Below are 26,009 nucleotides of genomic sequence, written 5' to 3'. Positions count from 1 at the left end.
AAATATTGACGGAGGCACAGCGCAGCTCCGATGACGGGAGAAAGGACCAGCAAGCAGTTTCGCATCGGCTTCCAGACATCGATCATCACGGTGTTCGTGGCCGTGGTGCTGCTTGTCGGCCTGACCCTGGTCTATCTCAGTTTCGAGCGGGTGACCTCGATCACGCGGACTGCGGCCTCCGGCTTCATCGAGAAGGTGGCGCAACTGGGCGCGGACCATGTCGACGAGCAGTTCAAGAACGTCCGCGACAATCTCGACATTCTCTCCGGCATCCCGTCGATCCAGGAAGCCGACATCGCCGACAATTCGCGGCTGTACAGCCTGATGGCGGCGATGCTGCGCAACAACCCGCAGCTGTTCAATCTCTATGTCGGCTATGAGGACGGCTCGTTCATCGAGATGGACGTGATCGACCGCGCCAAGCCGGCGTTCCGGGTGGGCCTGAAGGTCGAACAGGATGCAGCGTTCCGGCTGGTCGTGATCTCGCGCACGGGAGGAGCCACGCCGGTCACGCAATATCTGTCGGAGAACCTGATCCAGGTGGCCGAGGTCCCCGGCCCCACCGGCTATGACCCGCGGCAGCGGCCCTGGTATGTCGAGGCGTTCAAGAACGACAAGACACTGCTGACGGGGCCTTACGTGTTCTACGCCACCGGCGAGCCCGGCTACACGCTGCGAACGCCGCTGAAGGAAGGACGCCGCGGCGTCGTCGCCGGCGACGTGCTGCTGAACCGGTTCGAGGACATGCTGACCGAGCAGCGGCTCGGCCAATCGGGGCTGGCCTTCCTGTTCAACGATGCCGAGCGCATCGTCGGCCATCCCGAGATGACCCGGCTGATGGCGGAGATTCCGGAGCGGCAGGACGACCTGCCTCAGATCGGCGCGCTCAAGCTGCCCGCGCTGACCCCGATCATCCGTTCCTGGCGCGAAGGCGCTCCGGCGCAGCAATTCTTCGACGATGCCGCGGGCCGGACCTATGTCGCGGCGGTCCACCGGCTCGATACCACGGGCTCGGCCAATGTCCGGCTCGCGCTGGTCGCCCCTCTCGACGAATTCTATGCCCGGATCATCAGCGAGCGCCGCACGCTGTTCGCGCTGGCGCTGGCCTTCGTCGGCGCGACGCTGCCGTTCGCGTTCTGGCTGGGCTCGCGGATGGCGGAGCCACTGCGCAAGCTGGTCGAGGAGACCGACGCGATCCAGCGCTTCGACATCGCGGAGCGGCCGCGCATCCATTCCGCCATCGCCGAGATCGAGGAGCTCGGCCGCTCGGTCTTCACCATGCGCAGCGTGGTCAGCAGCTTTGCCAGCTTCATTCCGCGCCCGATCGTGCGGCAGCTGATCGAGACAGGCTCCTCGCTCCGTCTGGGCGGCTCAAGGCGTGAGGTCACGGTGCTCTTCACTGATGTCGCCGACTTCACGGCCAAGACGGAGCTGGCCGATCCGTCGCAGGTGATGATCTTCACCTCGCGCTATTTTGCGGCGCTCTCGGACGAGATCATGCGGCACCGGGGCACGGTCGACAAATATATCGGCGATGCCGTGATGGCGCTCTGGAACGCGCCGGCGGATGATCCCGATCATACCGTCAACGCCTGCCGCGCCATTCTCGCCTGCCTTGCGGCGAACGAGGCCCTCAACAAAGAGTTTCGGCGCGAGGGCTGGCCGCCTTACGAGACGCGTTACGGCCTGCATGTCGGCGACGCCGTGATCGGCAATGTCGGCTCGAGCGACCGGATGAACTACACCGCGCTCGGCGCCACCGTGAACCTGGCCTCGCGGCTGGAAGGCCTCAACAAGAACTACGGCACCCGCGTGCTGGTCAGCGCCGCGGTCCGTGCGCGCGTCGGCCATGCGTTCCTGTTCCGCAGTGTCGACAGCATCACGCCAAAGGGATTTGCCGAACCGATCGTGGTCAGCGAGCTCCGCGGCGAGCTGGCGCAGGCCGGCGAGGCCGAGATCATCATGTGCCAGCGCTGGGACGAGGTCTTTGCGGCGATCGTGCAGGATGCCGCGGCCGACACCACGCTGGTCCGGCTCTCCGGCTTCCTGCACGACTATCCCAAGGACGGCATCGCGCAGTTTCACGCCCAGCGTTTTCGTGGCGCGGCCGGGAATGCGGGAGCAGCGGCATGAACGCCCGCACTGTCAGTCGCCGGCGAATGCTGCGCCACGGCGCGGCGCTGGCCGCTGTCTCGGTGCTCGGCTTGCCCGCTCTCGCGCAGGCCCGCACCAAGGTCCGGCTCGGCTATCTCCATGTGGTCGCCGTGGACGGGCACATCTGGACCGGGCTCGATCGCGGCTCGTTCGACCGCGAGGGCATCGATTTCGAACTGCACGCGTTCAACACCGGCCCGGAAGTGTTCGAGGCAATGATGCGGGGCGAACTCGACGTCGCATCGAGCGGCGGCGTGATCTCCAACTATCTGGCGCTCGGACGTGGTCGCGGCTTTCTCATCAACGACATCGAGGTCGCGACCGCGCAGCTCTGGGTCCGGCCGTCGCTCGGGGTCAACAAGCTGGCCGACCTCAGGGGCAAGCGGATCGCGACGACCATGAAGACGACCGCGCACATCTTTCTCGGCCGCGCGCTGCGCGCCAACAACATCGCTCCATCCGAGGTGGAGATCGTCAACGCCAGCATGCCCGATGCCGTCAAGGCGTTCATCGCCGGCGAGGTGCCGGCCGTCGCGCTCTGGGTGCCATTCAATGTCGCGGTCCGCGAGGCGCTGCCCGACGCCGTGAAGCTGGTGGATGCGTCCGCCTTCTATCCGCAATCCGCCGTGCTCGGCGGCTGGGCCGCGCGGCTGGATTATTATGCCGGGAACAGGGACGTGCTGAGCCGGATCATCCGTGGCTGGATCGATGCGAACGACCATATGGTGCGCAACCCCGCTTCTTCCGCGGAGGCGCTGCAGGCTCACTACACGCCGTCGCGCCCCGCCGACATCACGGAAGCCTTCAAGGCGCAAAAACTCTACACCGCGCGCGAATGGCGGCGGCTCTATGCTGACGGCACCGTGGTGAAGTGGCTGCAGCAGGTCAGCGACTTCTTCATGACGGATGCCGGCGTCACCGGCGCGCTGCACGCGTCGGACTATTTTGATACGCAGCTCTATCTGGCCGCGGTTGGATAGAGGCGCGGTCTAGAGGAGTCCGGCCACCACTGCATCGACGTCGATGCGTCCCTTGATCGACGTCGCGCCGCGATCCCTGAACTCGATCCATCCCTCGTTGAAGCCGTCCAGCATGCTGATGCGCGGCAGCGGGTTTTTCATGCCCTGTGAACGAAACAGCGCCTCCCAGCCATCGCGAGCGACAATTTCGACTCGAACCGGCTTGCCGAGCGCGCGGCCGAACGCGGCAGCAAGATCGTTCGGCGAGACCCGGCGGGGTCCTTCCAGTTCGACGATCCGCGTGCCGCGATGGCTCTCCTGGATAAGCTCGCCTGCGACGCGGCCCACGTCCCGTGTGGCAATCATCGGAAAAGGCTTGTCCACCGGTTGCAGGAAGCTGTAGATCACGCCGGCATCCCTGGCGGACGGGACGTCCCAGAGCGCGTTTTCGATGAACCAGCCGGGGCGCAGGATGGTCAGGGGCATCCCAAGCGCCTTGAGGGCGTCTTCCATCAACGTCCGCTGCGATAGCAGATTGTCTCGCGTGGCGTCGGCGCCGATCGTCGACAGGCAGAGCACACGCTCCAGCGCCGCGGCCTTCAGCGCGCTGACCACGCTGTCGATGACACGCCGGGCTTCGGGATAGCCGGGCTCAGGATCGAAGTCCGACGGCGGCAGGATGAAGGCAGCGGTCGCGCCGGTGATGGCCTTTGTCAGCGCCGCGGCGTCCTCCATCCCGGCCAACGCCAGCTCGCAGCCCAGCCTGGCCCAGGCCTCGCCCTTGTTCGCATCCCGGACCACCGCCCTCACCGGGGCGCCCTGCGCGAGAAGGGTTTTGGCGAGTTCGCCGCCGACTTTTCCGGTGATGCCAGTAATTGCGTACATGATGGCGCTTTCATTCGTTTTGTCATCGGGCAATGCCCGCATGCATTCGATAGCCCCGAAGCGAAGATTGCTGTGAGTGCCATTATGTCATAGGATTGGTGATCTCCACGCAACGGTGGTCCCATGACCTTTGACGGCCGCATCATCTCCAATGTCGGCGTGCTCGCCGCGATCGTCGAAGGCGGCAGTTTTGCCCGCGCGGCGGACGCCCTCGGCCTGTCGCGCTCCGGCGTCAGCCGCGCCGTATCGCGGCTGGAAGCGCGCGTCGGCGTGCAACTGCTCGATCGGACCACGCGGGTCGTGTCCCTGACCGACGAGGGCCGGCGCTTCTATACGGGCGTGGCCCCGCTTCTGACCGGGATTGATGAGGTCGTGTCGTCGACCTCGAAATCCGCCGTGTCCGTGCGCGGCCGATTGCGGGTGAATGTCGACGCCTTCTTCTCCAGCCTGCTGCTCGCGCCGCATCTCAGCGAATTTCTGACACGCCACCCCGACCTGAAGCTCGACATCGTCGCGCGGGATCAGCTGGGGGATCTCATTGGCGACGGCTTCGACGTCGCCGTGCGCTTTGGCGCACCGCCCGATTCATCGCTGGTTGCCAGAAAACTCCTGGAGACGCGTACCATCACCGTGGCGTCTCGCGGCTATCTCAAGCGTTACGGCAAGCCGGAGCATCCCCGCGATCTCGCACACCACGCCTGCATCCAGGTGCGGGACTCGCTGACGGGCCAGCCGATCGACGCGTGGGTGTTCAGACAGGGCAACAAGCGAGAGCGGATCGCTATCTCCGGCAGCCTCATGGTGGCCGAATTCGGCACCATGCTGGGCGCCTGCGCGGGCGGTGTCGGGATCGCCTGCGTGAAGGCGATCGGCGTGCAACGCCTGCTGGAGCAAGGCACACTCGTCGAGCTCTTGCCGGATTGGAGCGGCGACAGCTTTCCTCTCTATGCGCTCACCGCGTCCCGCCAGTTTCCCGCCGCCAAGGTGCGGGTGTTCGTCGACTTCATCCACGACCGGCTGAACGGACGGTCCACAACAGCAGACCGCAAATAGCGACGTTCATCCGCCTACGATCGTTCGTGCGAGCCAAAGGGAATAGTCTCTTATACCGAATTTTTTCGGAACGCACGTCTCTGCGCGTTTCCGGCAAGTTTAGCCCGTGACAGGCAAGAGCATGCCCACCAAACTCTGTTAAGATGCATGTCGCATCACGTTCGCCAACGTGAGAGCGTGGGAATCCGCTGGATTTGGTCAACTCACGTTCCCTAATGTTGAGGAGACACGCCATGAAGGTCGTCGTGATCGGCGGAACCGGGCTGATCGGATCCAAGCTCGTTGCGAAGCTCAATCAGCAGGGCCACGAGGTCATCGCGGCCTCGCCGAAGTCCGGCGTGAACGCCGTGACAGGGGAAGGCCTCACCACAGTGCTGGCCGGCGCGGATGTCGTCGTCGACGTCGCCAATTCACCATCCTGGGAGCCTGCCGCCGTACTTGAATTCTTCGAGCGTTCGAGCAAGAACCTCGTCGCTGCCGAGGCCAAAGCTGGCGTCAAACATCATGTCGCGCTGTCGATCGTGGGGACCGACCGCTCGCCGGACATCGCCTATTTCCGTGCCAAGCTCGCGCAGGAGACTGTCGTCAAGGCGTCTTCGATCCCCTACTCGATCGTTCGCGCCACGCAGTTTTTTGAATTCCTCGGCGCCATCGGCGAAGCGGGCGCGTCTGACGGCAAGATCGTCGTTCCGTCTGCGCTGTTTCAGCCGCTCGCGTCCAACGATGTCGCCGATTGCCTCGCGGAGGTCGCAACCGGTCGACCGCTCAACGGCACGATCGATCTCGCTGGCCCCGAGAAGGCGCCGTTCAACGAATTCGTCGCGCGGCGCCTGAAGGCGGCCGGCGACGGCCGCCCGGTGGTGGGAGACCGAAAGGCGCAGTATTACGGCGCCGCTATTGACGACACTTCGCTGATCCCGCTCGGCGAGGCGCGGCTTGGAAAAACGACGCTCGCAACCTGGCTTGCGAGCGTCTGAGGATCTGCCTTCCCGCCTTCGCGGCGGGCGCTGGCGTCACACCCCGCCATCCACGAACGCGACCGGCGTCCCCTTGGCGACGCGGGCTGCGACGCGTTCGGCGTCCCAATTGGTCAGACGCACGCAACCATGCGATTGTCCCTTGGAGATATTTTGCGGCGACGGCGTGCCGTGGATGCCGTAGCCGTCGGCGGACAGGTTGATCCACATCGTGCCGACTGGATTGTTCGGGCCGGGCCTGATCTTGAAGGGTTTTCGGGAATGGACGCCCTTGAAGTGATAGGCGGGATTGTAGCGATAGGTCGGATTGGGATCGATCTCGGTGACCTTCAGCGTGCCAGAAGGTGACGGCTTCTCCTCGCTTCCGACGGTTGCCGGATAGAAGCCCACCAGTGCATTCGACTTGTCGAACAGTTTTACGGTTTGGCGCTTCTTGTCGATCTCAACCCTGTCGGCCTTTGCAGGCGCGTCCTGCCCGCCGGTATCGGCCACGATGATCGTCTCCCCGGCACGGTCGAAGTGGCGGCCGGGATTGAGCGCCGCCAGCAGTTGCTCGCTGATGTGAAACTTCTCGGCCAGCGCTTCGCGCGGACTGGTGTAGCCGAGCTTCGGAATGTCCTTCATGTCCTCCATCTTCGACGGGAGCTTGTGTAGGAACGGGCCTGCGATGTCCTTGTCGGTGATCGTGTAGGTCGCGGTCGGCGACCGGTCGTCTGCCTGGAGTGCCTTCCAGACGTCATCCGTCAATTCATCCGAGCCCGGCAATTGCCGCGCTTCCGCATAGGCGCGCAATGCCTTCCTGGCATTCTCGCCGAATTTGCCATCGATCTCGCCCGGCGAGAAATGCGCCCTGTCGAGCAGGACCTGCAGGCGTACGCCCGCCGGGGTCGGCTTCTCGTTCGACAGGGTCTTCCTGGAAGGCTCGGCGGAACCTATCGCGGCCGCGTCCATCCCGGCGGCGAACGCGGGTGCGGCCGCCACGGCGAGGAGCGCGGCAGCGAAAGCAATCCTCATTGCCGCGCGTCGCGGCCCCTTCGTGATCATGGTCCAGCTCCGACGTGGAGACATTCGTCGGATTGGCAACTCGATTGATCGCGGAAGTTTCCAGTTTTTCCTGACGAGCGCCCCGGCCCGGATCAGCCGCCCCGCCGCCCCGCCATCTCCGCCGCCAGCAGCACCGCGGCGCGGCTCGCGCCGGTCGATGCGACGCCCTGCCCGGCGATGTCGTAGGCGGTGCCGTGGGCGGGCGTGCAGATCGGAAACGGGAAGCCGCCGAGCAGGGTGACGCCACGATCGAACCCCATCAGCTTCATCGCGATCTGGCCCTGGTCGTGATACATCGTCAGCACCGCATCGAAGGCGCCGGCCTTGGCGCGCAGGAACACGGTGTCGGCGGGAAACGGGCCCTCCACCGCGATGCCCTCGCGCTGGCCAGCTTCCACCACCGGCGCGATGACATCGATCTCCTCGCGGCCGAAATTGCCGCCGTCGCCGGCGTGCGGGTTGAGGCCTGCGACTGCGATCCGCGGCCGCGCAAAGCCGGCATTGCGCATGCAGGCATCGGTGAGTTTCAGCGCTCGCTGGATGCGTTCGGCGGAGAGCTTTGCCGCGACGTCCTTCAGCGGAATGTGCGAGGTGACCCGCGCGTTCCAGAGCTCGCCCAGCACGTTGAATTCGCTCGCCGGCGTCTTGAGACCGGCGACCTCCGCAGAGAACGCGATCTCGTCGTCATAGTCGGCGCGGGCGTAGCGCATCGCCTGCTTGTTGAACGGCGTGAAGCAGACGGCGTCGACGCGACCGTCGCGGGCGAGCTCGATCGCGTGGCGGTAGTTGGCCAGCGCGAACTTGCCGCCGGCAAGGGTCGCGGTTTTCGGCTGGACATCTCTGGGATCGAGATGACCGAGATCGACGAACAGCGCATCGCCTTTCGCTGCGTGAAAGTCGGCGCTGGTCTCCACCGTCGTCAACTGCGGCGCGACGCCGGCGACGCGTGCGCCTTCGTCGAAGATACGGCGGTCGCCGATCACCACGAGACGAGCACGGGCACCAACGTCGTCCAACGCCACAAGCTTCGCGGTCAGCTCCGGGCTGATGCCGGCGGGGTCTCCCATCGCGAGCGCAATGAGCGGCTTTGCGGTCATATGATCACCTTTTCCTGGGCCGTGGTCTCAGTGGTGGGGGACGCGGGCTTGCGAACGAGCCGCGCCAGCTGCAACACGAGCGGAAGCAGCAACAGCGCGACGCCGCCCACCACCAGGCACGTCACCAGCTTGTTGGCAAAGAAGATCCCGAGCGATCCCTTGGACATCAGCATCGATTGCCGGAACGCATCCTCGGCCTTGTCGCCGATGACGATGGCGAGCACCAGCGGCGCCAGCGGATAGAACAGTTTCTTGAAGAGATAGCCGACAATGCCGAAGCCGAGCATCATGACCACGTCGAGATAGGAGTTCGACACCGAATAGGCGCCGACGACGCAGATGATCACGATCAGCGGCGCGATGATCACGAAGGGAATTCGCATCAGGGCGGCAAAGACCGGCACGGTGAGCAGCACGAGCACAACCGCGACGATGTTGCCGACATACATCGAGGCGATCAGGCCCCAGACAAAGTCCTTCTGGTCGACGAACAGCATCGGCCCGGGATTGAGGCCCCAGATCATCAGCCCGCCCATCATCACGGCCGCGGTCGCCGAGCCGGGAATGCCGAGCGACAGCATCGGCAACAGCGCGCTGGTGCCGGCGGCATGATCGGCGGTCTCAGGCGAGATGATGCCTTCGACCTCGCCCGTGCCGAAATAGCGGCCGCGGCGCGAGAAGCGGCGGGCGATGCCGTAGCTCATGAAGGACGCCGCGGTCGGGCCGCCCGGGGTGATGCCCATCCAGCAGCCGATCGCCGCGCTCCGCAGCAGCGCAACGCCATGCCGCGGCAGGCGTCCGACCGCGCGGAACACCTCGCGCCAGTCGATCTTCGAGGAGACGGCGCGGGCATGAAACTCCTCTTCGACCGCGACCAGCAGCTCCCCGATGCCAAACAGGCCCATCACCGCGACGACGAAGTTCACGCCCTTGACCAGCTCGTCGATGCCCATGGTGAGGCGCACGCTGCCGGAGACAGTGTCGATGCCGATGGCGGCGATGGCAAAGCCGATCGCGAGCGCCACCACGGTCTTGATCGGCGCCGCGCCGCCCATGCCGACGAAGCTCGCGAAAGCCAGGAAATAGACCGCAAAGTATTCCGCCGGTCCGAAGGCGAGCGCGACCTGCGCCACCCATGACGCCAGGAAGGTGATCAGGATGACGCCGATGAGCGCACCAAACGCCGCCGAGCCGAAGGCGGTGGCGAGCGCCGTGGTCGGCCGCCCGTCCCGCGCCATCGGATAGCCGTCGAAGGTGGTCGCGACCGAAGACGGCTCGCCCGGGATGTTGAACAGGATCGAGGTTACGGATCCCCCGAACAGCGCGCCCCAATACATGCTGGAGAGCAGGATGATCGCCGATACCGGCTGCATGCCGAAGGTCAGCGGCAGCAGCAGCGACACCCCGTTCGGCGCACCCAGCCCTGGCAGCACGCCGACGAGAATGCCGAGCAGAACGCCCACGGCCATCAAGACCAGATGCGGCACGGTGACCGCGATGGTGAAACCGTGGAGGAGTTCCTGGAGATTATCCATCGCCCGCTCCCCCTAGAATCCGAGCACGGCGGCGAGCGCGCCGTGTGGCAGGCTGACCTGGAACAGGCGCTCAAACACGGCGTAGAGCGCGAGCGCGGTCGCGGCCGCCGTCACCGCCGAACGCACCACGGATTGATGACGGGGGATCGCGAGCACCGCGAAGACGTAAGCTGCCGACGCCAGATACATCCCGAGCAGCGGGATGGCAGCAACGAAGATCGCGGCCGGCACGAACAGGCCCGCCAACCGCCGCAGCTCAATTGACGTGATCGCGATGGGCACGCTGGCCAGCGAAACGGCCGGCACGATGCCGCGCGCCAAATTGTAGAGGCTGCCAGCGACGATGATGATGCCGGTCAGAAACGGAAATGTGCCGGAATCCACCCCCGCGCTCGACCAGCCGATGCCGTTGTCCAGACTCTGGACCACCACCGCAACACCAAAACTACCGGTGAGGATGGCGGTTGCAAGTTCAAGGGCGCGTCGCGAGATCATGGGCGGCTCCGGTCAGACCACATGCGGTTATGGCCGACACCTTTCCCCAACACTCGGTGTCGTCCCGGCGAAAGCCGGGACCCATAACCCCAGGGAGAAGTTTGACGAAGACTAGGCGTTGAGTTCACAACTGTACGACGACCGACATTCATCGAGAGATCACGCGGTATGGATCCCGGCTTTCGCCGGGATGACGGAGGAATTTGAGGCGAACGCCGCCTCACTTGACCAGCCAGCCCTGCTCGCTTGCAACCTGCCTGAGGTGCTCGAGATCCTCCTTGATGAATTTGTCGAAGTCCGCACCGGTGAGGAAGGTGTCGATCTGCGAGCTCTTGTCGATGTAGTCCTTCCACTCCGGTGTCGCCTGCACCTTCTTCATGAGATCGACATAGTAGGCGGCCTGCTCCGGCGTGACCTTGCCGGGCAGCCAGACCGTGCGCGGCTGCTCATATTGCTTGATGTCGAGGCCCTGTTCGGCACAGGTCGGCACGTCGCCCCAGCCTTCGCTTGCCGTGACCTTGGCGCCTTGTGGCAGTCGCTTCGGACTGAAGACACACAGCGGGCGTTGCGTGCCGCCGCGCCATTGCCCAATGCTTTCGCTGGGATTGTTGACGTGAGAGTCGAGGTGTCCGCCGGCGAGCTGCACGGCCGTTTCGGCACCGCTCTTGAAGGGGATGTAGGTCAGCTTCACATGGCCGGCCTTCTCGATCATGCGCGTCAGGACCTCGTCGGTGTCCTTTGACTGCGCGCCGCCCATCTTGAAGTCTCCCGTTGCGGCCGCCTTCAGGTAGTCGCCCGCCGTCTTGTAGGGCGCGTCCTGCTTGACCCAGAGCAGGAATTCATCCTGCGCCATCGCCGCGATCGGGGTCAGATCGGTGTAGTTGAAGGCGACCTTGGAGACGAGCGGCTGCTGCCAGGCATTCGAGGTGCCGAAGATCACCTTGTAGGGATCGCCGGCAGAGGCCTTGCCGTAGACATAGCCTTCCGCACCGCTGCCGCCGGCCTTGTTGACGACGACGATCGGCTGGTCCGTCAGCTTGTACTTGGTGATGATGTTCTGCACCGCGCGGGCGATGTTGTCGGTGCCGCCGCCGGGGCCAGCGGTCGCCACGAACTCGATCGGCTTTTGCGGCTGCCAGGCAGCACACGCCGGCGCGCTGCCTGAGACAACGGCCGCACTGACGGACAACAAAAATAGCGACGTCCCACGCATGATTTCCTCCAACTGATTTTTTCTGTTTTGTTTGATCAGTCGTCTCGACGTCCGTTCAGGCGACGCGTTCCCTGCGCTCCCTGGATGCCGATACGATTGCGCCTTCTTGCTCGAGCGCTTCGATTTGCTTGTCGTCGAACCCGTGCTCGGCCAGCACCTCGCGCGTATGCTCGCCATAGACGGGCGCGCCGGACAGGACCTTGCCCGGCGTTTCCGAGAACTTGACCGGCAACCCGATCGTCTTGACCGGACCGAGCGTGGAATGCTCGACCTCGACGACCATCTCGCGCGCCAGCGTCTGCGGATCGCTGAGCGCCTCCAGCATGTCGTGCACGGGGCCGCAGGGCACGCCCTTTTCGTCGAGCGCTACGAGCCAATGCGCACGCGTCCGGGTGCGGAAGCGCGCGCTGAGGACGGCTTCGAGCTCCTTCAAATTCGCCATGCGGTCGGCGCCGTTGACGAAGCGCGGATCGGCCGCGAGCTCGCTCGCGCCGAGCGCGTCCAGCATCAGCAGCCAATGCTTCTTGTTGGCACCGCCGACCACGAGCCAGCCGTCCGACGCCTCAAAGGCCTGGTACGGTGCGTTCAGCGGATGCGCCGATCCCATCGCGCGCGGCGCCGTGCCGGCGGCGAGCGCGATGGTCGATTGCCAATAGGTCTGCACCAGCGCCGCCTCGTAGAGCGAGGTCTCGACCCACTGCCCCTCGCCGGTCTTGAGACGGTGGGTATAGGCAGCGAGGATTCCCATGCTCGCGAGCAGGCCGGCGGTGATGTCGGAGAGCGGCGGGCCGCATTTCACCGGCGGGCCATCGGGGCGTTCGCCAGTAAAGCTCATGATGCCGCTCATGGCCTGCGCGACCAGGTCGAAGCCGCGACGGTGCTTGTAGGGACCGGTGCGGCCAAATCCCGACAGCGAGCAGTAAATCAGCGCCGGAAATTTTCCGTGCAACGCTTCATAGCCAAACCCAAGGCGCTCCATCGCGCCCGGCGCAAAATTCTCGACCAGCACGTCGGCGTCCTTGATCAGCCGCCGCAGCACCTCCTTGCCCCCGTCGGTCTTCAGATCCAGCACGATGCCGCGTTTGTTGCGGTTCATCATCAGGAACGAGGCCGCCTCGTCGCCGATCTTGGGCGGCACCGAATGACGGGTGTCGTCGCCGTTCGGCGATTTCTCGATCTTGATGACGTCAGCGCCCATGTCGGCGAGCATCAGGGTGCAGGTCGGCCCCGCCATGACATGGGTGAGATCGATGACCTTGAGGCCGGCCAGCGGGCCTGCGCGGCGTGAGCCAGATTGCGATCGATCGCTTTGCATCAGGGGGCGTCCTATTGACCGCGCCACTGCGGGGCGCGCTTGTTGAGGAAAGCATCGAGCCCTTCGCGAAAATCCTGGCTCGTGTAGCACATCAGGATGAGGTCTTCGCCCTCGTCCCGCGTTAGCCTCTTTTGCAGGCGGGCCACCGCCTGCTTGGTCGCGTTCAGCGTCAGCGGCGCATGGCTGGCAACAAGGCGCGCGACCTCGTCGGCACGCCTGTCGAGTGCTGCGAGATCGTCGACGACCTCGCCGAGCAGCCCGACCTGGGCTGCCTCCGCCGCATCGACCAGACGTGCCGTGAAGATCAAATCCTTGACCCGTGCAGCCCCGATCAGCGCCGTGAGACGGCTGACATTGGACATCGACAGGCAATTGCCGAGCGTGCGGGCGATCGGAAAGCCGATTTTTGTGCTGCGTGTGCCGATACGCAGATCGCACGCTGCGGCAATGCCCGCCCCGCCGCCGGTGCAAAAGCCGTTGATCGCAGCGATGGTCGGCACCCGGCATTGCTCGAGCGTGGTCAGCACACGGTCGATGCGGTTCTCGTAGTCGATGGAGTCCTGCGGCGTTTTGAATTCGCGGAACTGATTGATGTCGGTGCCCGAGGCGAAGGCCTTGTCGCCGGCCCCGCGCAGCACCAGCACCTTGATGGAGCGATCGCCATTGGCCTGCTCGCAAATGGCGGCGAGCCGCTCGTACATGGCGAAGGTGAAGGCGTTGCGCGCCTGCGGGCGGTTGAAGGTGATCTGCCCGATGCCGTCTCTGCATTCAAAAACGAGGTCGTCCGCCGCTACGGCCTGGTCCATTTCCTCGATCCTTCCTGTTTTTTGCATTTTTGAATGCAAAATTTGGAATTTACAAGATATAACTACATGACTTTCGTCTATTGGATCATTTTTGCATTCAAAAATAGAGATAGCCCATGCTGCATGAGGAGGTCGTCGGCCGCATCCGCGACATTCTGCTCGACGGCGAGATCCCGCCGGGCGCGCGGATCCCCGAGCGCGAACTATGCAAGCGGCTCGACATCTCGCGCACGCCGCTGCGCGAAGCGCTCAAGGTGCTCGCCGCCGAGGGCCTCGTGCAACTCCTGCCCCATCGCGGCTCGCGCGCAGCAAAACTGACCGACAAGGACATGCGCGATCTCTTCGAGGTCTGCCAGGGCCTCGAAGCATTGGCCGGCGAGCTCGCCTGCGAGCGCATCACCGATCGTGAGATCGCAGAGATCGCGGCTGCGCACGTCGCGATGGTGCAGCATTATCGCGAGGGCGATCTGATCCAGTACTATCGTGGCAACCGCACCATCCACGAGGGGATCGTCAATGCGGCCGGCAATCCCGTGCTGACCGGGCTCTATGCATCGGTGACCGCGCGCATCCGCCGCGCCCGCTACGTCACGCCGATGACGCCGCAGCGCTGGGCGTTCGCCGTCAGCGAGCACGAAGCGATCCTCAACGCGCTCCAGCGCCGCGACGGCGCCGGCCTCTCCCACATTTTGCGCGCGCATCTGCGGCACAAGCGGGAAGAGGTTTTGCAGGCCGGGTTTGCGGAGACGGACGGCAGCGAGTTCACGCTGAAAATCGCGTGAGACTTGTCACGCGGCCGCCCGCCCCCCGGGCGGCCCCTTCCCGGCAGCCTTCTCCGCGACAAGCAGGACGCTTGCCCCGCGCAACCACCGGGAGCATGATCAGGCCAGTCGTGCCGAAGATCGAGACCCCGTGAGGTGAGCTATGATCCTTCCGCAAGAACCAGATCTTTTGATTGAGAAGGATGCGCGCGGGAACGTTCGCGAGCTGCGCCATTTGCAGACGCCGGCGAAGGACGAGTCTGGCCACTCCGCCAAGCAGGCCGCCCTCGCCTATCTGCAGGATGCTGGTGTGCGTCTCCATCTGTTGCCTATCAACGATGACGACTGGCAGCACTTGGAACGCACCATCAACGAGGACGGCCCCACGAGAGCCGGTGGTTTCAGATTTCGATGGGTGGCCCCTCGCGAACTGAAACGGAATTCGACCATCGAGACCTCGATCGTCTGGGTCCAGCAGACGGCTCCACTGGAATCCTCCGATTTTGTCCCCGATGTCCTGGGCGGCAGCATACGGCTGGTGGTCCATCACCACGGCGCGATCCCACTGATCACCAGCGCGCGATCGACGACGATCGAGAACGCACAATTGTCGATCGCTCCTGAGTTCATCGAGCGAACATTTCGCCGCCGGGTCCTGGAACCGGCATGGGCAGACTTCCTTCCTCGCGATCTGACCGAGAGCCTTCTGGCTCCCTTGCTTGGCCTTTCCGACGACAAGGCCGGCATCGGAGACGCGCGGCTTGTCGCCTATCGCCTGCGCAAGCGCAGCGCCGTCTATGACGGCACGTTGGGCATCGCAGTCAGTACAACTGCATTCCTGTCCGTGGCAGGCGAGGAGATCGCGCATCGGGTTCTGCTCGATCCTTTCGAGAACGAACTCTTGCGCAAGGCGCCAATCGCGTCGGCATGCGCCGGATACGCCTTTCTCAGCGATCCCGACAGCAAGACCGGAAATTTCGAGCTGCGTCCCGATAGCGGAGCCGACTTGCTCGATCCCGAGCGCGATCCGGTCGCACTGCTCGACCTTGATCACGCCCCGGGCGGCCGCCGCAAGCTCTCCGGTCCGCGCGTTCAAGTGCTGACGCCGGCGGCGCTGGGTGCCGACTACGATCCACCTGTGCAGCGACCGCCTTTCGCGTTCTCGGCGCGCACCAACGCGTTCGCTGCGGTCAGCGCCTATTGTCATTGCGATTCCATGATGCTGCTGGTCGAGCAGTTCGGGTTCACGAACGCCGACTACTTCGCCAAGATCAGGCGGCCTTTGATCGTCGAGCACAGGGCCAAGATGCTGGCGGGCTCCGGCGCGCGCGACGGCCGCGGCATCAATGCCTATGTGACACCGTTCCGCGCCGATCCGGTCGGGCCGCCCTGGGACGCCCGGATGCTGTTCGGGCTCGCCGATTTCGCCGACACCTGGAGAAATCCGCTCGGACTCGTCGCCGATGTGCGATTCGTCTGGCACGAATTCTGCCACGTGATGATCCTTGCCGCGACGGGATCGACGGAATTCGATTTCGCCCATAGCGCCGGCGATGCGCTTGCGGCGATCATGGACGATCCATCGTCCAGGCTGGCCAAGCTCGACCACGATGCATGTCGCGGCGTGACCTTCCCCTTCATTCAACTGCCGCTCCGGCGTCATGATCGCAAGGTCGAGGACGGCTGGGGATGGAACGGAACGCTCTATGAGCGCCCCAATCCCACCTACGGGTTGCGCGATCCGGCCGGATACAATGCGGAGCAGATCCTCTCGAGCACCCTGTTCCGTCTCTATTGCGCGCTGGGCGGAGATGCTCGCCGCACCAACGCGGCGGGCGTTGTCGAGCCGGACGTCGAACGCCGCCGGGCTGCGGCCTATTATTGCGCGTACCTCATCGTGAGCGCGATCGGCTCGCTCGGCTGCGTCCAGACAGAACCGACCAGCGAAGCAAGCCAATTCGCCACGGCGCTCATGGAGGCCGACGTCGGCACCTCAGAAGTCGACGACGACGGAACGCCCCGGCTCGGTGGAATGGTGCACAAGGTGGTGCGCTGGGCGTTCGAACAGCAGGGCCTGTACCAGATCGCATCGAACAGCCCACGCAACGAACCGGGACTCCCGCCGGCGGTCGATATCTATATCGACGACAGCCGCGCCGGGAGCTACGACTACAGCAACAGCGGCTGGCACGCTCTGCCGGGGGCGGTGTGGGTCCGCCCCAATCCCGATGCCGGCACCGCGGACGCACAACCGACGCCCGAGCATATCAACTATGTCTATGTCATTCTGCGCAATCGGGGCGATGATGCGGCGATAGACGCATCGGTGGATGTTTTCGCGGCCACCGGTCCTGCCGCCGATATCTGGGAGCCTGCAGCGAACTATTGGCAGAAGCTGCCGGGGAACAACGCGCCACACACCGTCCCAAGCGGGCAATCCTACACGTTCGGCCCGTTCGAGTGGACTCCACAAGTCGGCAGGAATGCGCTGCTGGTCCGCACCACCGTCAAGGGCGACCGCAGCAACATCGACGACGACTCCCCGCTGCGCTGCGCCACCGGCCCGACACCGGTGGAAGATCTCGTCCGCAGCGACAACAACCTTGGTTATCGCGAATGGCAGCTTCCGTAGCCGTGGCTACGGCGGGGGGAAGTTCGGGAACGGCTCATTCGTAAGTTGCGCGACGGTATTTGGCGCGACCGATGCGGCCCACTCCGTCACCACAGCATCGAACAGATGACCGGTCTCGGGACATAGGGTCCGATCCTTGATCAGGTCCACGCAAGCACGGGCTATGACTTTGCCGGCGGCGCTGTCGCTCGGATAGTGCACGCCCGCGCGCTCGCGGTTGAATGCGACCCGGCAGGCAAGCCATTCGAGCTGATCGTTCCAATGCGGCAGCACCTCGGCCAGGAGGTACGACATCAACCAGCTCTGGAGCGAATGGCCGCTTGGGAACGAGGCATGGGCTGGCGGGCCGAACGCCGGCAGGAGACCGGGACATATGAACGAGGGCCGCGGCCGCTTGTACTTCTTCTTATAGTAGACCGCGACGACCTGACCGATGCGTACGGCAAGGTTCATGAGCACCAGCGTGTAATAGTGAGCGCGGTTGTTGACCCCCAGCATGCTCACCCAGTAGCCGGGCGCATTGTCGTGCTGAAAGATGATCTCGCCCATATACCGCTCGCGGTCGATCTGCATCAGCTGCTGGAGGTGATGAAGCTCGGCATTGATGAATGTCGTCTGGTTTGCGCGGCCCTGCTCCCAGCCCAGCAGATCGGCGGCGAGATTGACCTGTTTCCAGCGGGGGCTGCAGTTCTCCATGAACTCGGTGAGGAAGAGCAAGCAGAGCACGTCGGGATCCCAGGGTCCGATCCTGCCCTGCCAATCCCCCGATGGCAGTGTCTGCGGCGGGAAGCTTGGTGCGCAGTTCGGTCCGAGGTCGTACTGCAGGGTCAGGGGGCGGAGGCCAAGCTCGGGCGGCGTGGCTCCGAAGGCCATCCCCATTCCCATGCCCATACCCATTCCCATCCCCATACCCATTCCCATCCCCATGCCCATGCCCATTCCCATGCCCATTCCCATGTCATCCTCCAGAGTTTGTTTGCGGGAACTTGTTTCTTGACGGCTAGTGGACGTCGCGGCGCAATTAGCGAGGCAGCCCAGCTTCAATCAATCGTTCGGCAAGCAGAGCGAGACGCTCCGGCTGCTTGATCGGGTACCAGCTGCAATATTTTTCGACCGAGAATGACGGATCGATCCGCATATGAGCGGCGCCCACCTCGCGTGCCCGCTCGAGCGAACCGGCGGCGACAAGGCTTGCCGCAAGCAGTCGCAAATTGGCGACAAATCGAGGAGCCCCCGCCATGACCTTCGTGCCCCAATGCACGGCCTCATCGAAGGTCTCGTTGGTGTAGTGCGCGTTGGTGAGCGCCGATTGATAGAAATAGGCGTACGGATCGAGCGGTGACAACGATATCCCGTACGATGCGCGCGCCACCGCACGAGGCCCGTCACCAAGATAGCAGTATGTCGACGCGCTCAAGGACCAGGCGATTGCGGAATTCGGCGTTCCGCCGATCGCGCGGTCAAAGGCATCGATGGCGCGGTCATACGCGGCGAAGAGAAAGGAATTGATATGGCCGAAGATGGCCAGCGCCATGGGGTCCGACGGCTCGAATTCGAGCGCGCGCGATGCAAGCCTGAGAGCTTCGCGGGAGTCGGCCTTGAAGTCGGTCGTATGCCCTTCGCCGATGTGCAGGATGTACCACTTTGCCATCAGCGCGTAGGCCACCGCATAATGGGGGTCATGATCGAGCGCACGCTCGAACAAGGTTCGTGCCACCTGCATGTCGTCATAACCAAGACGATAGAGGCGGTACATGCCCTGCAGGACCAGGTCGTAGGCGTTCATGCTCTGCGGAATCTTGCGTTCGGCATGCTTCAGTTCGGAGATGTGGATGTGCGGCAGGAGTGCATATGCGATGTTTGTCGCGATTTTCTCCTGCACGTCGAACAACTGGCTGATCGACGCATCATATTGGTTGGTCCACAGCATGGACTTCGTATCGACATCGATCAACTGCACCCGCATCCGCAACAACTCGCCACTGCGCGTGAGCGTCCCCGTGACGAGATAACGCACGCCCAGGTGATGGCAAACGCTGGCCGCGTCGATGGTGGGGTCGGTGAAACCGATCGTTGACGTGCTGGACACGACGAACAGCTCGCGGATTCCCGCCAATGACGCCACGATGTCGTGGACGATCCCCTGCGCAAGATAGGCATCCGCCGCGTCGAGACCGAGCATCTGCAACGGCAGGACCGCCACGGATGGCTTCAATGCATGGGCCACCGAGATTGCCGGAGGCCGCAGCTCGTGATGCGCGATCTTGAATGCCCGGATGCGCCTCTCGATATTCTTGAGCGTCAGAAACCCAAGCTCGGCGGCCTGATAGCGCAGATGATCCTTCACCTGATCGTGGATGGCTCCCGAAATCACGATCCCGCCCGGTCCCGCGAATTCCTGAAGCCGGGCCGCAATATTGATGCCGTCCCCGTAGATATCGTCGCGCTCGGCGATGATGTCGCCGACATTGGCCGACATCCGCAGCTGTAGCGGGTTGCCTCCGTCCGATGACGATTTCTCCAAATGGAGCTGCGTGCCGAGCGCGAAGCTGATCGCGTCGAGCGGGCTCTTGAATTCCAGGAGCAGCCCGTCGCCGGTGCTTTTGATCACCTCGCCGCCGTTCGAGGCGACGCGCGGCTCGATCACGTCCGTTCGCATCGACATCCATCGTCGATGCGTGCCTTCCTCATCGCCTCCCATCAACCGGGAATATCCGACGACATCGATGAAGACAGCGGCAGCAGTACGCCTTTTCGGCCGGCTCTGATCCGTGCCGTTGTCCGGGGACCTGTTGTCGACACTGATCATCATGACAGGCGCAACAACTGCTGGGCGGCCACAGTCATTGTGGCGCCGAGAGATTGTAGCAGACAGGGGCTGCCGGGCAAATGTAAGGCCTGCGCACCGACTGCGCAGAAATCCCGGTCACACCGATTGATCTGCACAATTAAAGCGTGCGTATCTACAAACCTCGTTCAAAAAAGGGAATGGAGACACAGGGCGCTTTTCCAAAATGCGAAGGTGCGCCCATCGGAATACCGAGAGCCGTCGCAGACCGGTACCCCGCGACCTCAAGACGCACCGCCTGGAAGACGGGAATTGCTACCCTGGCAGCCAGGCGATGCCAGCCCTTGGGATGATCGAGATCGGCGTCGGTGAGGCCTTGATCGCGCTAGGCGCGATTGCCGAACAGATCGAGCGTGATCGACCGCAGCCAGCGGTGAGCGGGATCGCGATGGTAGCGCTCATGCCAATATTGCGCGATCTCGATCCGCGGCAATGCCACCGGCGCCTTGAACACGGTCATTCCGAGCGGCTCGGCGACAATCGCGGCCAGATTGGCGGGCAAGGTTGCGACCCCATCGGTTTGCGAGGCCACGATCGCGCCCGCGATGAAGCTCGGCACTTGCAACAGGATATTCGTGCGCGCGATCACACGCGTCAGCACGCGCTGCGTCTCGAGATGAGCCGCATGGCCGGTCTCGGACGCTGTGATCAGGATATGCTTCTCATCGAGAAATCCCCGGCGCGTGCGCGCCGCGGCCGGCCTTGGATGGCCTCGTCTCACGACGCTGGCGTAGCCGTCCGAATAAAGGCGCTGGGAGCGAAGATGCCCCGCCGCGCGCGGCAAGGCGCCGAGCGCGAGGTCCGCCTCTCCCGATTCGAGCTTGAGGGCGAAGTGCCGGGAGTCGAGCGGAATCGCGCGCACCTGAACGCGCGGTGCGAGGTCGGACAGGCGCGCGACCAAAGGCGGCAGGAACCGCACCATGCCGACATCGGTCAACAGCAGACTGAAGGTCTTCTCGGATTTCCGGGGATCGAACGGCAGCCGCTCCTGCCACAACCGGTCCGCCATTTCGAGCAAGGCGCGGATCTGAGCCGCCATCTCGACCGCACGCGCCGTCGGCTGCACGCCGCTGCCGCGCCGCACGAACAGGGGATCGCCGAAGCGCAGCCGCAAGCGCGCCAGCAGCTTGCTGATTGCCGGCTGCGTGGTCTCGAGGCTCACGGCCGCGCGCGTGATGCTGCCCTCGCGGATCAGCGCATCGAGCACGCGCAGATCGCGAAAGTCGATCCCGGAAGATTCCATTTTCGACATGTGAAACATTCCCTGATGGCCATGGATCGAGCTTCGCCCTTTGCTACACTGCAGTCAATCGAACGGCCGAACGGCCACGCGATACGGAGGACGCCATGACCAAATTCGTGATCGAGTCTCACTTTCGCCTGCAGGAATGGGTGGCCGAGGAGAAGGGCTACTTCCGCGACGAAGGGCTCGACTACGAGTTTCGCGAGCTGATCCGCTCGACCGAGGGCCAGCATCACAACAAGGTCAATGAGGGCGCCTTCCAGAGCATCGAGAAGGGCCGCAAGGCCGACGTCAGCTGCGCGTGCCACTGGACCGTCAACGTCGCCGCCTCGAACGGCCACGCCAAGCTCTATGCCGATGTCTATTCGGTCGCGCCTTCGGGCATCTTCGTTCCAGCGGATTCGAAAATCCGCACACCGGCCGATCTCGCCGGCGTGCCGATCTCGGTCGGCTTCCAGTCAGGCAGTCATTATTCGGCGATCCAGGCGCTCGAGCCGTATCTGGCGCCCGGCCAGATCAACCTGACCTTCGAGGACGGCATGCTGTTCCGCCGGATGGAGCTGCTGTTCGACGGCAAGAGCGAGGCGGCCTCGCTGTTCAACGGCCCCTATTATTTCGCCGAGCAGCTTGGCTACCGCAAGATCATTGACACCACGTTCATGGTCGCGTCCATGATCAATGGCGATCCGGCGCCCGAGGACATCAAGCGCTACTTCCGGGCGCTGAAGAAAGCCCAGCGCGACATCAACCTGCGTCCGGAGCTTTTCACGCGCTACTACAAGAACGAATTTCCGGATCGTTTCCACGCGGCCATGGACACCAGGCGCTGGGGGCCCGGCGAGCGGATCGTGTTCGAGCCTTATTCGCGCGAGATCTACGAGCAGTCGTTCGACTGGATCGAGAAGCACGGCATCTTCGAGGCCGGCACGATGGGCGACGGCGCCTACGACAAGGCGACGGTCGCATTCGGGAGAATTTGAGCGGCGGGCGAGGATGTGCGCTCGCCCGGGCTCGCTGGCAGCGCGCTTCGCCGCGGCAGCTGCGGTGAAGGCCCCTCACCGCCCCTTTGCCTGACAGACGGTCACGCTTGTCGTTTCATGCCGTCTTCACAATTGCCCCGATCAGCGGCAATCGTCGTCGTCGCGATCGCACGGGCGGCCGCCGTCATGGTCGTCCGCATCACGACCAAGTCCGGTCTCCGGCGTGAACGAAACGCCCCGGAGCGCTTCGGCGAAGCGCGCGGTGCGCACCGTGGTGAACGTCTCGCCCGCTGGCAGCGCAGTCGCGGCAAGCTTGTCCTTGATCACGACAAGCCTGTTCGGATCAGCGCCCTGGTCGCCGCCGCCACTCACAGTGGAGGTGATCGCCCAGATCGATGCCGTGCCGTCGGAATTGACGCGTCCGATGATGTTACGCAGTCCGTCGGTTGCGGGCGACCACGGCAGGCCGGTCGCAGCATTGTTGCCGGTCGGGTAGTCCCGCACGGTGTAGGGGATGCCGAGACCAAGTCCAGCCTGCAGCGTGTAGCTCAGCTTCCAGGTCTTGGCCGTGTCGTCGAACACCCATTTCTGCAAGCCCGCTCCGGTCTGGGCTGCAGCGGCGGTGTAGGTGTTGGTCGCGGCGCTGAAAGTATTGGTGCCGTCGCCCTCGTCAGCCACATAGAGCGTCTTGGCATCAGCGAACCAAACGCCGAACGGGAACGAGGTCGCTGTCTTGGCGAGATTGGTCGGGAACCCCTTGAGCACGCACATGTTGTAGGGCGTGACGCCGAGCGTCTGAAGCTTCGAGGCATCATAGTAGATCGGCGTCGTCGGCAGCTTTGCCGATGCGCTGGGCAGACCGACGCCATTGGGGCATGCCAGCGGCTTGCCATTGGCGTCGAAGCCCGAGGTGTCGATGAAGTACACCGTGTTGATGCCGTTGCCGCCGCTGCCTTTCGTCACATAGATCACGTCGTTGAACACGGTCAGGCCGCGGAAGTTGGTGTCCTTGCCAATCTTGTCCGCTTTCAGGCTCAACTGGGTGACATTGAAACTGCCGACCGGCGTCGGCAGGCCCGGATCAGGTTGATCGACGAGCGGAGCCTTCGCGGCTGTCATAATCTGCGCGCCGGCACCGATGATTACGCCATTCGGTTGAGGATTGCTGCCGTTGCCGGCATTGCCTGTGGCATAGAACACGTTGGCGCCAGGCCGGTCGTTCAGAACGGCGGCGCGCCCGTTGTTGCCGCTATAGGCGTTGGTCTTGGTGAAGCGGAAACGGCCATGCTCGTCGACCGTCGCGATCACGCGCGAGAACGCCGATGTCACCGGGTTGGTCGAATCGACGACGTCCGGCGTATTGGAGTTGGATACGTCGACCGCGTCGATCGGAGCGAGGTAGCCCATAAACGATACGCTGTGGCGATCGATCGAGAGGTTCAGCCCGATTTCGGATTTCGACGGGAAACTCGTCACCATCTGGTCCCTGTTCGAGGTGACGCCGTGCTGACCGCTGTTCGGCACTTCCAGCGACTGGACGCGATGGCCGTTCAGCCGCAGTTCGTCGAGCACGATCTTGGCCGTGATGCCAAAAGAGCTGTCGACCAGATCGTTGCTGAACACCATCGGATAGATGCCATCCGTGGTCGCCGCGGCGCAATTGGGCGCCACGCAGTTCGGCGGCAATTGGGTGACGCCAGCCGTGATGTTTGAAGCCTTGTTGTCATAGACCGCCTTGCTCAAGAGCAAATGGCCCGGGCGAAAATGAAAATCGTCCTGATCGGCCCGCGCCGGCATGCTGGCTAGCGCGGTCGACGCGAGCAAGGCAGACACAAACACAGTCCGCGGAAGCCCCACGAACGCGCGCAATCCTTTGGCAGCCATTGACGTTTTCCCAGTTTTATGATTTTCGCAAGACGGACAGCGCGGCCAAATCGCCGCTCGTTGTGCACGCAGTCTGCGAGCGGACTGTTACAGGAATGCGAATGAGATGCGACGCGTCTCAGCTTCCGCTCACGGCACTTGAGCAGCCGTTGTGGGCGACGAGCATCGCACGTCTCGCTTCACGCAAGATAGCCGGACACGCCGTCCCACAAGAGCTTCATCGCCGTCACGACCAGCAAGCCGTAGCAGGCCCGATAGATCTGCTGCTGGTCGAGCCTGCCGTGCAGTCGCCAACCGAGCCACACGCCCGAGGGAATGGCGAGCAGGCACACCGCCATCACGATCCAGACGTTGCCGGCCGGCCGCACCAGCAGCAGCCACGGCACCGCCTTGGTGGCGTTGCCGACGGTGAAGAACAGACTTGTTGTCCCTGCGTAGACTTCCTTGCTGAGGCCAAGCGGCAGCAGATACATCGCCAGCGGCGGTCCGCCGGAATGCGCGACCATGGTGGTGACACCCGAGGCGAGCCCGGCCGCGACCGCCTTCGGCGTCGAACGCGGACGAATGGTGACCTTCGGATCGCTCACGAACCACAGGCCGACGAAGACCAGCGTGACGACCGCCATCACGATCGCAACCGCACGGTGGTCGAGCACGCGAAACAGGAGATAGCCGAGGCCGATGCCGACCACGAGCCCGGGCAACAGCAGCAGGAGGTCGGGCTTCGACCAGGTCGAGGGCTTCCAGTAGCGTAGCGCGAACAGGTCCATCGCGATGAACAGCGGCGCGAGCAGCCCGCCGGCCGTCACCGGGTCCATCACGAACGACAGCAGCGGAATCCCGACGATGGAGAACCCGCCGCCGAACGCGCCCTTCATGAAGCAGATCAGGACCACGCCGGCGAAGGCAATGAGGATAGTCGAGACCGTCAACTCCATTTGCGCGTCTCCAATTCCGTCATGCGTGAGTCCGGCGCTCTCGTCCGGCTGGTGCGCTCAGTCCGCCCGCGAGCCTGGATGCGAACTGTCCTTGCTCTCAAAAAAAGCGCGGGGCAGCGCTGAGGGCACTCCAAAGGTCAATCCAAGGAACGCCAGAAACAGATCGAAATAACTGAGGTGCATTGTCGTTGCTCCACTTTCACCGAGCACGTCCGGTGCAATTTACTCATTAACTCGACAATGATCCGATAAATTGATCGGTACAATCCAAATATTGTACTCGGTGCAATTTAGATTGCCTCGCTTATCGGTTGGCTCATCGCGAAAACTCGCAATCCCTGGACTATGCGGCGGCCCGGCCGGGACCCTTTGCGATCCCGTGCCGGAGCTCGATCGCCTTGACGGAGTTTTCGAATGCCGTCTTGAGCACGCTTCGACCGATCGTCCCGAGCACGAGGCCGAGGATCCATCCCTTGAGGTTCTTGCCCTCGCGCACGACGACGACATCGATATCGGTCATGCCATCGATGCGGCGACGGAAGGTGTAGGTGTGGCCCGAGGCGCCGCCCCAGACGTTGGAATCAGTCGTGGTCAGGACAACGCGGTTGGGGTTGGACCAGTCGTAATGCAGTCGCTCCCAAATGCCGCGCGATCCCTCCGTCACATCGGCGTCGGTGAGACCGAGATGATGCAGCTCGAGATCCTCGTCGGCGCTATTGCCGAACAATTTCTGACGGCCCGGACCGAAGTCGATCAGCCGGGCAATGTACTGCGATGGCGTCAGGGTGGTGGTTCGATGAAGGCGGATCGTGGACATCTGGGGCTCCATTCAGTTCGTGGCCGCATTCGCATTGCGGATGAGCAGGCTGTCCCCAGTTCGGCTGACTTCCAATGCCCGGGTCGGTGTCGAGAGAACGACGCGTTGACCGGGCGTCAGCACCGACACGAAGCGGACCGGCGTTCCGGTCTCGCCCTGCGCGAGCGTCGTGACGACACGGAATCCGTCGGGCTGGACCGTGTAATAGGTGACGCCGGACAGATCGCCGAGCCGGACGCTTCGCCCTTCGATCGGCTTCAGATCGCTGGCGTGGGCAGCACCCAGTGATGCGACGGTGAAAGCGGCTGCGAGAAGTGTGTTGCGGATCGACATCGGACCCTCCGTTGGCTTGGGCGGCGGGCGGGACGCCCGT

Annotated in this window: 22 protein-coding genes and 1 pseudogene; 7 read left to right on the top strand and 16 right to left on the bottom strand. The window is 63.8% G+C overall.

Annotated features, from left to right (window positions below; all coding sequences use genetic code 11):
- The first annotated feature begins 30 nt into the window (after window positions 1–30).
- The gene (locus tag V1280_RS05170) at window positions 31–2,133 is read left to right on the top strand and encodes an adenylate/guanylate cyclase domain-containing protein (protein WP_334519916.1); all 2,103 of its coding nucleotides are present in this window, start codon (window positions 31–33) and stop codon (window positions 2,131–2,133) included.
- Window positions 2,130–3,134: an ABC transporter substrate-binding protein gene (locus V1280_RS05165; protein ID WP_334519913.1), complete on the top strand. Its 1,005-nt coding sequence runs from the start codon at window positions 2,130–2,132 to the stop codon at window positions 3,132–3,134. Before V1280_RS05170 ends, V1280_RS05165 begins: the two co-directional genes overlap by 4 nt.
- A 9-nt stretch (window positions 3,135–3,143) precedes the next feature.
- Here the strand turns inward: V1280_RS05165 and V1280_RS05160 are convergent, their stop codons facing one another.
- Entirely contained in the window at window positions 3,144–4,040 is an 897-nt protein-coding gene (locus tag V1280_RS05160; RefSeq protein ID WP_334519911.1) for an NmrA family NAD(P)-binding protein, read from the bottom strand.
- An 81-nt stretch (window positions 4,041–4,121) separates the two neighbouring features.
- Here V1280_RS05160 and V1280_RS05155 point away from each other — a divergent pair, with 81 nt between their 5' ends.
- Window positions 4,122–5,051, top strand: coding sequence for a LysR family transcriptional regulator (locus tag V1280_RS05155; protein ID WP_334519909.1), 930 nt, complete (start codon window positions 4,122–4,124; stop codon window positions 5,049–5,051).
- Window positions 5,052–5,284: 233 nt separating this feature from the next.
- Complete coding sequence (locus V1280_RS05150) at window positions 5,285–6,028, top strand: SDR family oxidoreductase (protein WP_334519907.1); 744 nt, start codon at window positions 5,285–5,287, stop codon at window positions 6,026–6,028.
- Window positions 6,029–6,064: 36 nt separating this feature from the next.
- On the opposite strand, the gene V1280_RS05145 is transcribed toward V1280_RS05150, so the two are convergent.
- The 7 genes from V1280_RS05145 to V1280_RS05115 all read right to left on the bottom strand — a co-directional run bounded on the left by V1280_RS05145 (window position 6,065) and on the right by V1280_RS05115 (window position 13,533).
- On the bottom strand, window positions 6,065–7,042 hold the full coding sequence (locus V1280_RS05145; RefSeq protein WP_334519904.1) for a L,D-transpeptidase family protein: 978 nt from the start codon (window positions 7,040–7,042) through the stop codon (window positions 6,065–6,067).
- 122 nt (window positions 7,043–7,164) lie between these two features.
- Window positions 7,165–8,169 carry a 4-hydroxythreonine-4-phosphate dehydrogenase PdxA gene (locus V1280_RS05140; RefSeq protein WP_334519901.1) on the bottom strand — a complete coding sequence of 335 codons (1,005 nt, stop codon included), beginning with the start codon at window positions 8,167–8,169 and terminating at the stop codon, window positions 7,165–7,167.
- Window positions 8,166–9,704 carry a tripartite tricarboxylate transporter permease gene (locus V1280_RS05135; RefSeq protein WP_334519898.1) on the bottom strand — a complete coding sequence of 513 codons (1,539 nt, stop codon included), beginning with the start codon at window positions 9,702–9,704 and terminating at the stop codon, window positions 8,166–8,168. Before V1280_RS05135 ends, V1280_RS05140 begins: the two co-directional genes overlap by 4 nt.
- Window positions 9,705–9,716: 12 nt before the next feature.
- Window positions 9,717–10,199, bottom strand: a complete 483-nt coding sequence (locus tag V1280_RS05130; protein ID WP_334519895.1) for a tripartite tricarboxylate transporter TctB family protein — start codon at window positions 10,197–10,199, stop codon at window positions 9,717–9,719.
- A gap of 220 nt (window positions 10,200–10,419) precedes the next feature.
- Window positions 10,420–11,412 carry a Bug family tripartite tricarboxylate transporter substrate binding protein gene (locus V1280_RS05125; RefSeq protein ID WP_334519892.1) on the bottom strand — a complete coding sequence of 331 codons (993 nt, stop codon included), beginning with the start codon at window positions 11,410–11,412 and terminating at the stop codon, window positions 10,420–10,422.
- A gap of 55 nt (window positions 11,413–11,467) precedes the next feature.
- Window positions 11,468–12,727: a CaiB/BaiF CoA transferase family protein gene (locus V1280_RS05120; RefSeq protein ID WP_334519889.1), complete on the bottom strand. Its 1,260-nt coding sequence runs from the start codon at window positions 12,725–12,727 to the stop codon at window positions 11,468–11,470.
- Window positions 12,728–12,738: 11 nt separating this feature from the next.
- Complete coding sequence (locus V1280_RS05115) at window positions 12,739–13,533, bottom strand: enoyl-CoA hydratase/isomerase family protein (RefSeq protein WP_334519886.1); 795 nt, start codon at window positions 13,531–13,533, stop codon at window positions 12,739–12,741.
- 116 nt (window positions 13,534–13,649) lie between these two features.
- Between V1280_RS05115 and V1280_RS05110 the strand changes: the two genes are divergently transcribed.
- Together V1280_RS05110 and V1280_RS05105 are read left to right on the top strand one after the other, a co-directional pair.
- Window positions 13,650–14,315: a GntR family transcriptional regulator gene (locus V1280_RS05110; protein ID WP_334519883.1), complete on the top strand. Its 666-nt coding sequence runs from the start codon at window positions 13,650–13,652 to the stop codon at window positions 14,313–14,315.
- A 142-nt stretch (window positions 14,316–14,457) separates the two neighbouring features.
- Window positions 14,458–16,926 (top strand): hypothetical protein, encoded by a 2,469-nt coding sequence (locus V1280_RS05105; RefSeq protein WP_334519880.1) that lies wholly within the window; start codon window positions 14,458–14,460, stop codon window positions 16,924–16,926.
- A 6-nt stretch (window positions 16,927–16,932) separates the two neighbouring features.
- On the opposite strand, the gene V1280_RS05100 is transcribed toward V1280_RS05105, so the two are convergent.
- The 4 genes and pseudogenes from V1280_RS05100 to V1280_RS05085 form a co-directional block, all read right to left on the bottom strand.
- Window positions 16,933–17,883 (bottom strand): phosphatase PAP2 family protein, encoded by a 951-nt coding sequence (locus tag V1280_RS05100; protein WP_334519877.1) that lies wholly within the window; start codon window positions 17,881–17,883, stop codon window positions 16,933–16,935.
- A gap of 64 nt (window positions 17,884–17,947) precedes the next feature.
- Window positions 17,948–19,129 (bottom strand): tetratricopeptide repeat protein, encoded by a 1,182-nt coding sequence (locus tag V1280_RS05095; RefSeq protein ID WP_334519874.1) that lies wholly within the window; start codon window positions 19,127–19,129, stop codon window positions 17,948–17,950.
- Window positions 19,130–19,282: 153 nt separating this feature from the next.
- Window positions 19,283–19,627 (bottom strand): annotated as a pseudogene (locus tag V1280_RS46710) (adenylate/guanylate cyclase domain-containing protein); the annotation flags it as partial.
- Between the two features lie 472 nt (window positions 19,628–20,099).
- Window positions 20,100–21,026 (bottom strand): LysR family transcriptional regulator, encoded by a 927-nt coding sequence (locus V1280_RS05085; protein WP_334519868.1) that lies wholly within the window; start codon window positions 21,024–21,026, stop codon window positions 20,100–20,102.
- A 95-nt stretch (window positions 21,027–21,121) separates the two neighbouring features.
- Here V1280_RS05085 and V1280_RS05080 point away from each other — a divergent pair, with 95 nt between their 5' ends.
- Window positions 21,122–21,997, top strand: a complete 876-nt coding sequence (locus tag V1280_RS05080; protein ID WP_334519866.1) for an ABC transporter substrate-binding protein — start codon at window positions 21,122–21,124, stop codon at window positions 21,995–21,997.
- A gap of 141 nt (window positions 21,998–22,138) precedes the next feature.
- Here V1280_RS05080 and V1280_RS05075 read toward each other — a convergent pair whose 3' ends face one another.
- From V1280_RS05075 to V1280_RS05060, 4 genes are all read right to left on the bottom strand, one after another.
- Complete coding sequence (locus V1280_RS05075; RefSeq protein WP_334519863.1) at window positions 22,139–23,830, bottom strand: hypothetical protein; 1,692 nt, start codon at window positions 23,828–23,830, stop codon at window positions 22,139–22,141.
- Window positions 23,831–24,060: 230 nt separating this feature from the next.
- Window positions 24,061–24,819: a sulfite exporter TauE/SafE family protein gene (locus tag V1280_RS05070; RefSeq protein WP_334519860.1), complete on the bottom strand. Its 759-nt coding sequence runs from the start codon at window positions 24,817–24,819 to the stop codon at window positions 24,061–24,063.
- Window positions 24,820–25,162: 343 nt separating this feature from the next.
- Window positions 25,163–25,636: a hypothetical protein gene (locus V1280_RS05065; RefSeq protein WP_334519857.1), complete on the bottom strand. Its 474-nt coding sequence runs from the start codon at window positions 25,634–25,636 to the stop codon at window positions 25,163–25,165.
- Between the two features lie 12 nt (window positions 25,637–25,648).
- Window positions 25,649–25,969, bottom strand: a complete 321-nt coding sequence (locus V1280_RS05060) for a hypothetical protein (RefSeq protein ID WP_334519854.1) — start codon at window positions 25,967–25,969, stop codon at window positions 25,649–25,651.
- Window positions 25,970–26,009 lie beyond the last annotated feature (40 nt).

The sequence above is a fragment of the Bradyrhizobium sp. AZCC 2230 genome, from assembly GCF_036924495.1.
In the GTDB taxonomy this organism is placed as follows: Bacteria; Pseudomonadota; Alphaproteobacteria; order Rhizobiales; family Xanthobacteraceae; genus Bradyrhizobium; species Bradyrhizobium rifense.
Note: the sequence above shows the minus strand (reverse complement) of the source record. Positions and strands in the feature narration are given on the sequence as shown.

Bases quoted from the DNA above. Each gene is read 5' to 3' on its own strand.
- V1280_RS05170 (WP_334519916.1), top strand. From the start codon at position 31: ATGACGGGAGAAAGGACCAGCAAGCAGTTTCGCATCGGCTTCCAGACA.
- V1280_RS05165 (WP_334519913.1), top strand. From the start codon at position 2,130: ATGAACGCCCGCACTGTCAGTCGCCGGCGAATGCTGCGCCACGGCGCG.
- V1280_RS05160 (WP_334519911.1), bottom strand. From the start codon at position 4,040: ATGCGGGCATTGCCCGATGACAAAACGAATGAAAGCGCCATCATGTAC.
- V1280_RS05155 (WP_334519909.1), top strand. From the start codon at position 4,122: ATGACCTTTGACGGCCGCATCATCTCCAATGTCGGCGTGCTCGCCGCG.
- V1280_RS05150 (WP_334519907.1), top strand. From the start codon at position 5,285: ATGAAGGTCGTCGTGATCGGCGGAACCGGGCTGATCGGATCCAAGCTC.
- V1280_RS05145 (WP_334519904.1), bottom strand. From the start codon at position 7,042: ATGAGGATTGCTTTCGCTGCCGCGCTCCTCGCCGTGGCGGCCGCACCC.
- V1280_RS05140 (WP_334519901.1), bottom strand. From the start codon at position 8,169: ATGACCGCAAAGCCGCTCATTGCGCTCGCGATGGGAGACCCCGCCGGC.
- V1280_RS05135 (WP_334519898.1), bottom strand. From the start codon at position 9,704: ATGGATAATCTCCAGGAACTCCTCCACGGTTTCACCATCGCGGTCACC.
- V1280_RS05130 (WP_334519895.1), bottom strand. From the start codon at position 10,199: ATGATCTCGCGACGCGCCCTTGAACTTGCAACCGCCATCCTCACCGGT.
- V1280_RS05125 (WP_334519892.1), bottom strand. From the start codon at position 11,412: ATGCGTGGGACGTCGCTATTTTTGTTGTCCGTCAGTGCGGCCGTTGTC.
- V1280_RS05120 (WP_334519889.1), bottom strand. From the start codon at position 12,727: ATGCAAAGCGATCGATCGCAATCTGGCTCACGCCGCGCAGGCCCGCTG.
- V1280_RS05115 (WP_334519886.1), bottom strand. From the start codon at position 13,533: ATGGACCAGGCCGTAGCGGCGGACGACCTCGTTTTTGAATGCAGAGAC.
- V1280_RS05110 (WP_334519883.1), top strand. From the start codon at position 13,650: ATGCTGCATGAGGAGGTCGTCGGCCGCATCCGCGACATTCTGCTCGAC.
- V1280_RS05105 (WP_334519880.1), top strand. From the start codon at position 14,458: ATGATCCTTCCGCAAGAACCAGATCTTTTGATTGAGAAGGATGCGCGC.
- V1280_RS05100 (WP_334519877.1), bottom strand. From the start codon at position 17,883: ATGGGAATGGGCATGGGAATGGGCATGGGCATGGGGATGGGAATGGGT.
- V1280_RS05085 (WP_334519868.1), bottom strand. From the start codon at position 21,026: ATGTCGAAAATGGAATCTTCCGGGATCGACTTTCGCGATCTGCGCGTG.
- V1280_RS05080 (WP_334519866.1), top strand. From the start codon at position 21,122: ATGACCAAATTCGTGATCGAGTCTCACTTTCGCCTGCAGGAATGGGTG.
- V1280_RS05070 (WP_334519860.1), bottom strand. From the start codon at position 24,819: ATGGAGTTGACGGTCTCGACTATCCTCATTGCCTTCGCCGGCGTGGTC.
- V1280_RS05065 (WP_334519857.1), bottom strand. From the start codon at position 25,636: ATGTCCACGATCCGCCTTCATCGAACCACCACCCTGACGCCATCGCAG.
- V1280_RS05060 (WP_334519854.1), bottom strand. From the start codon at position 25,969: ATGTCGATCCGCAACACACTTCTCGCAGCCGCTTTCACCGTCGCATCA.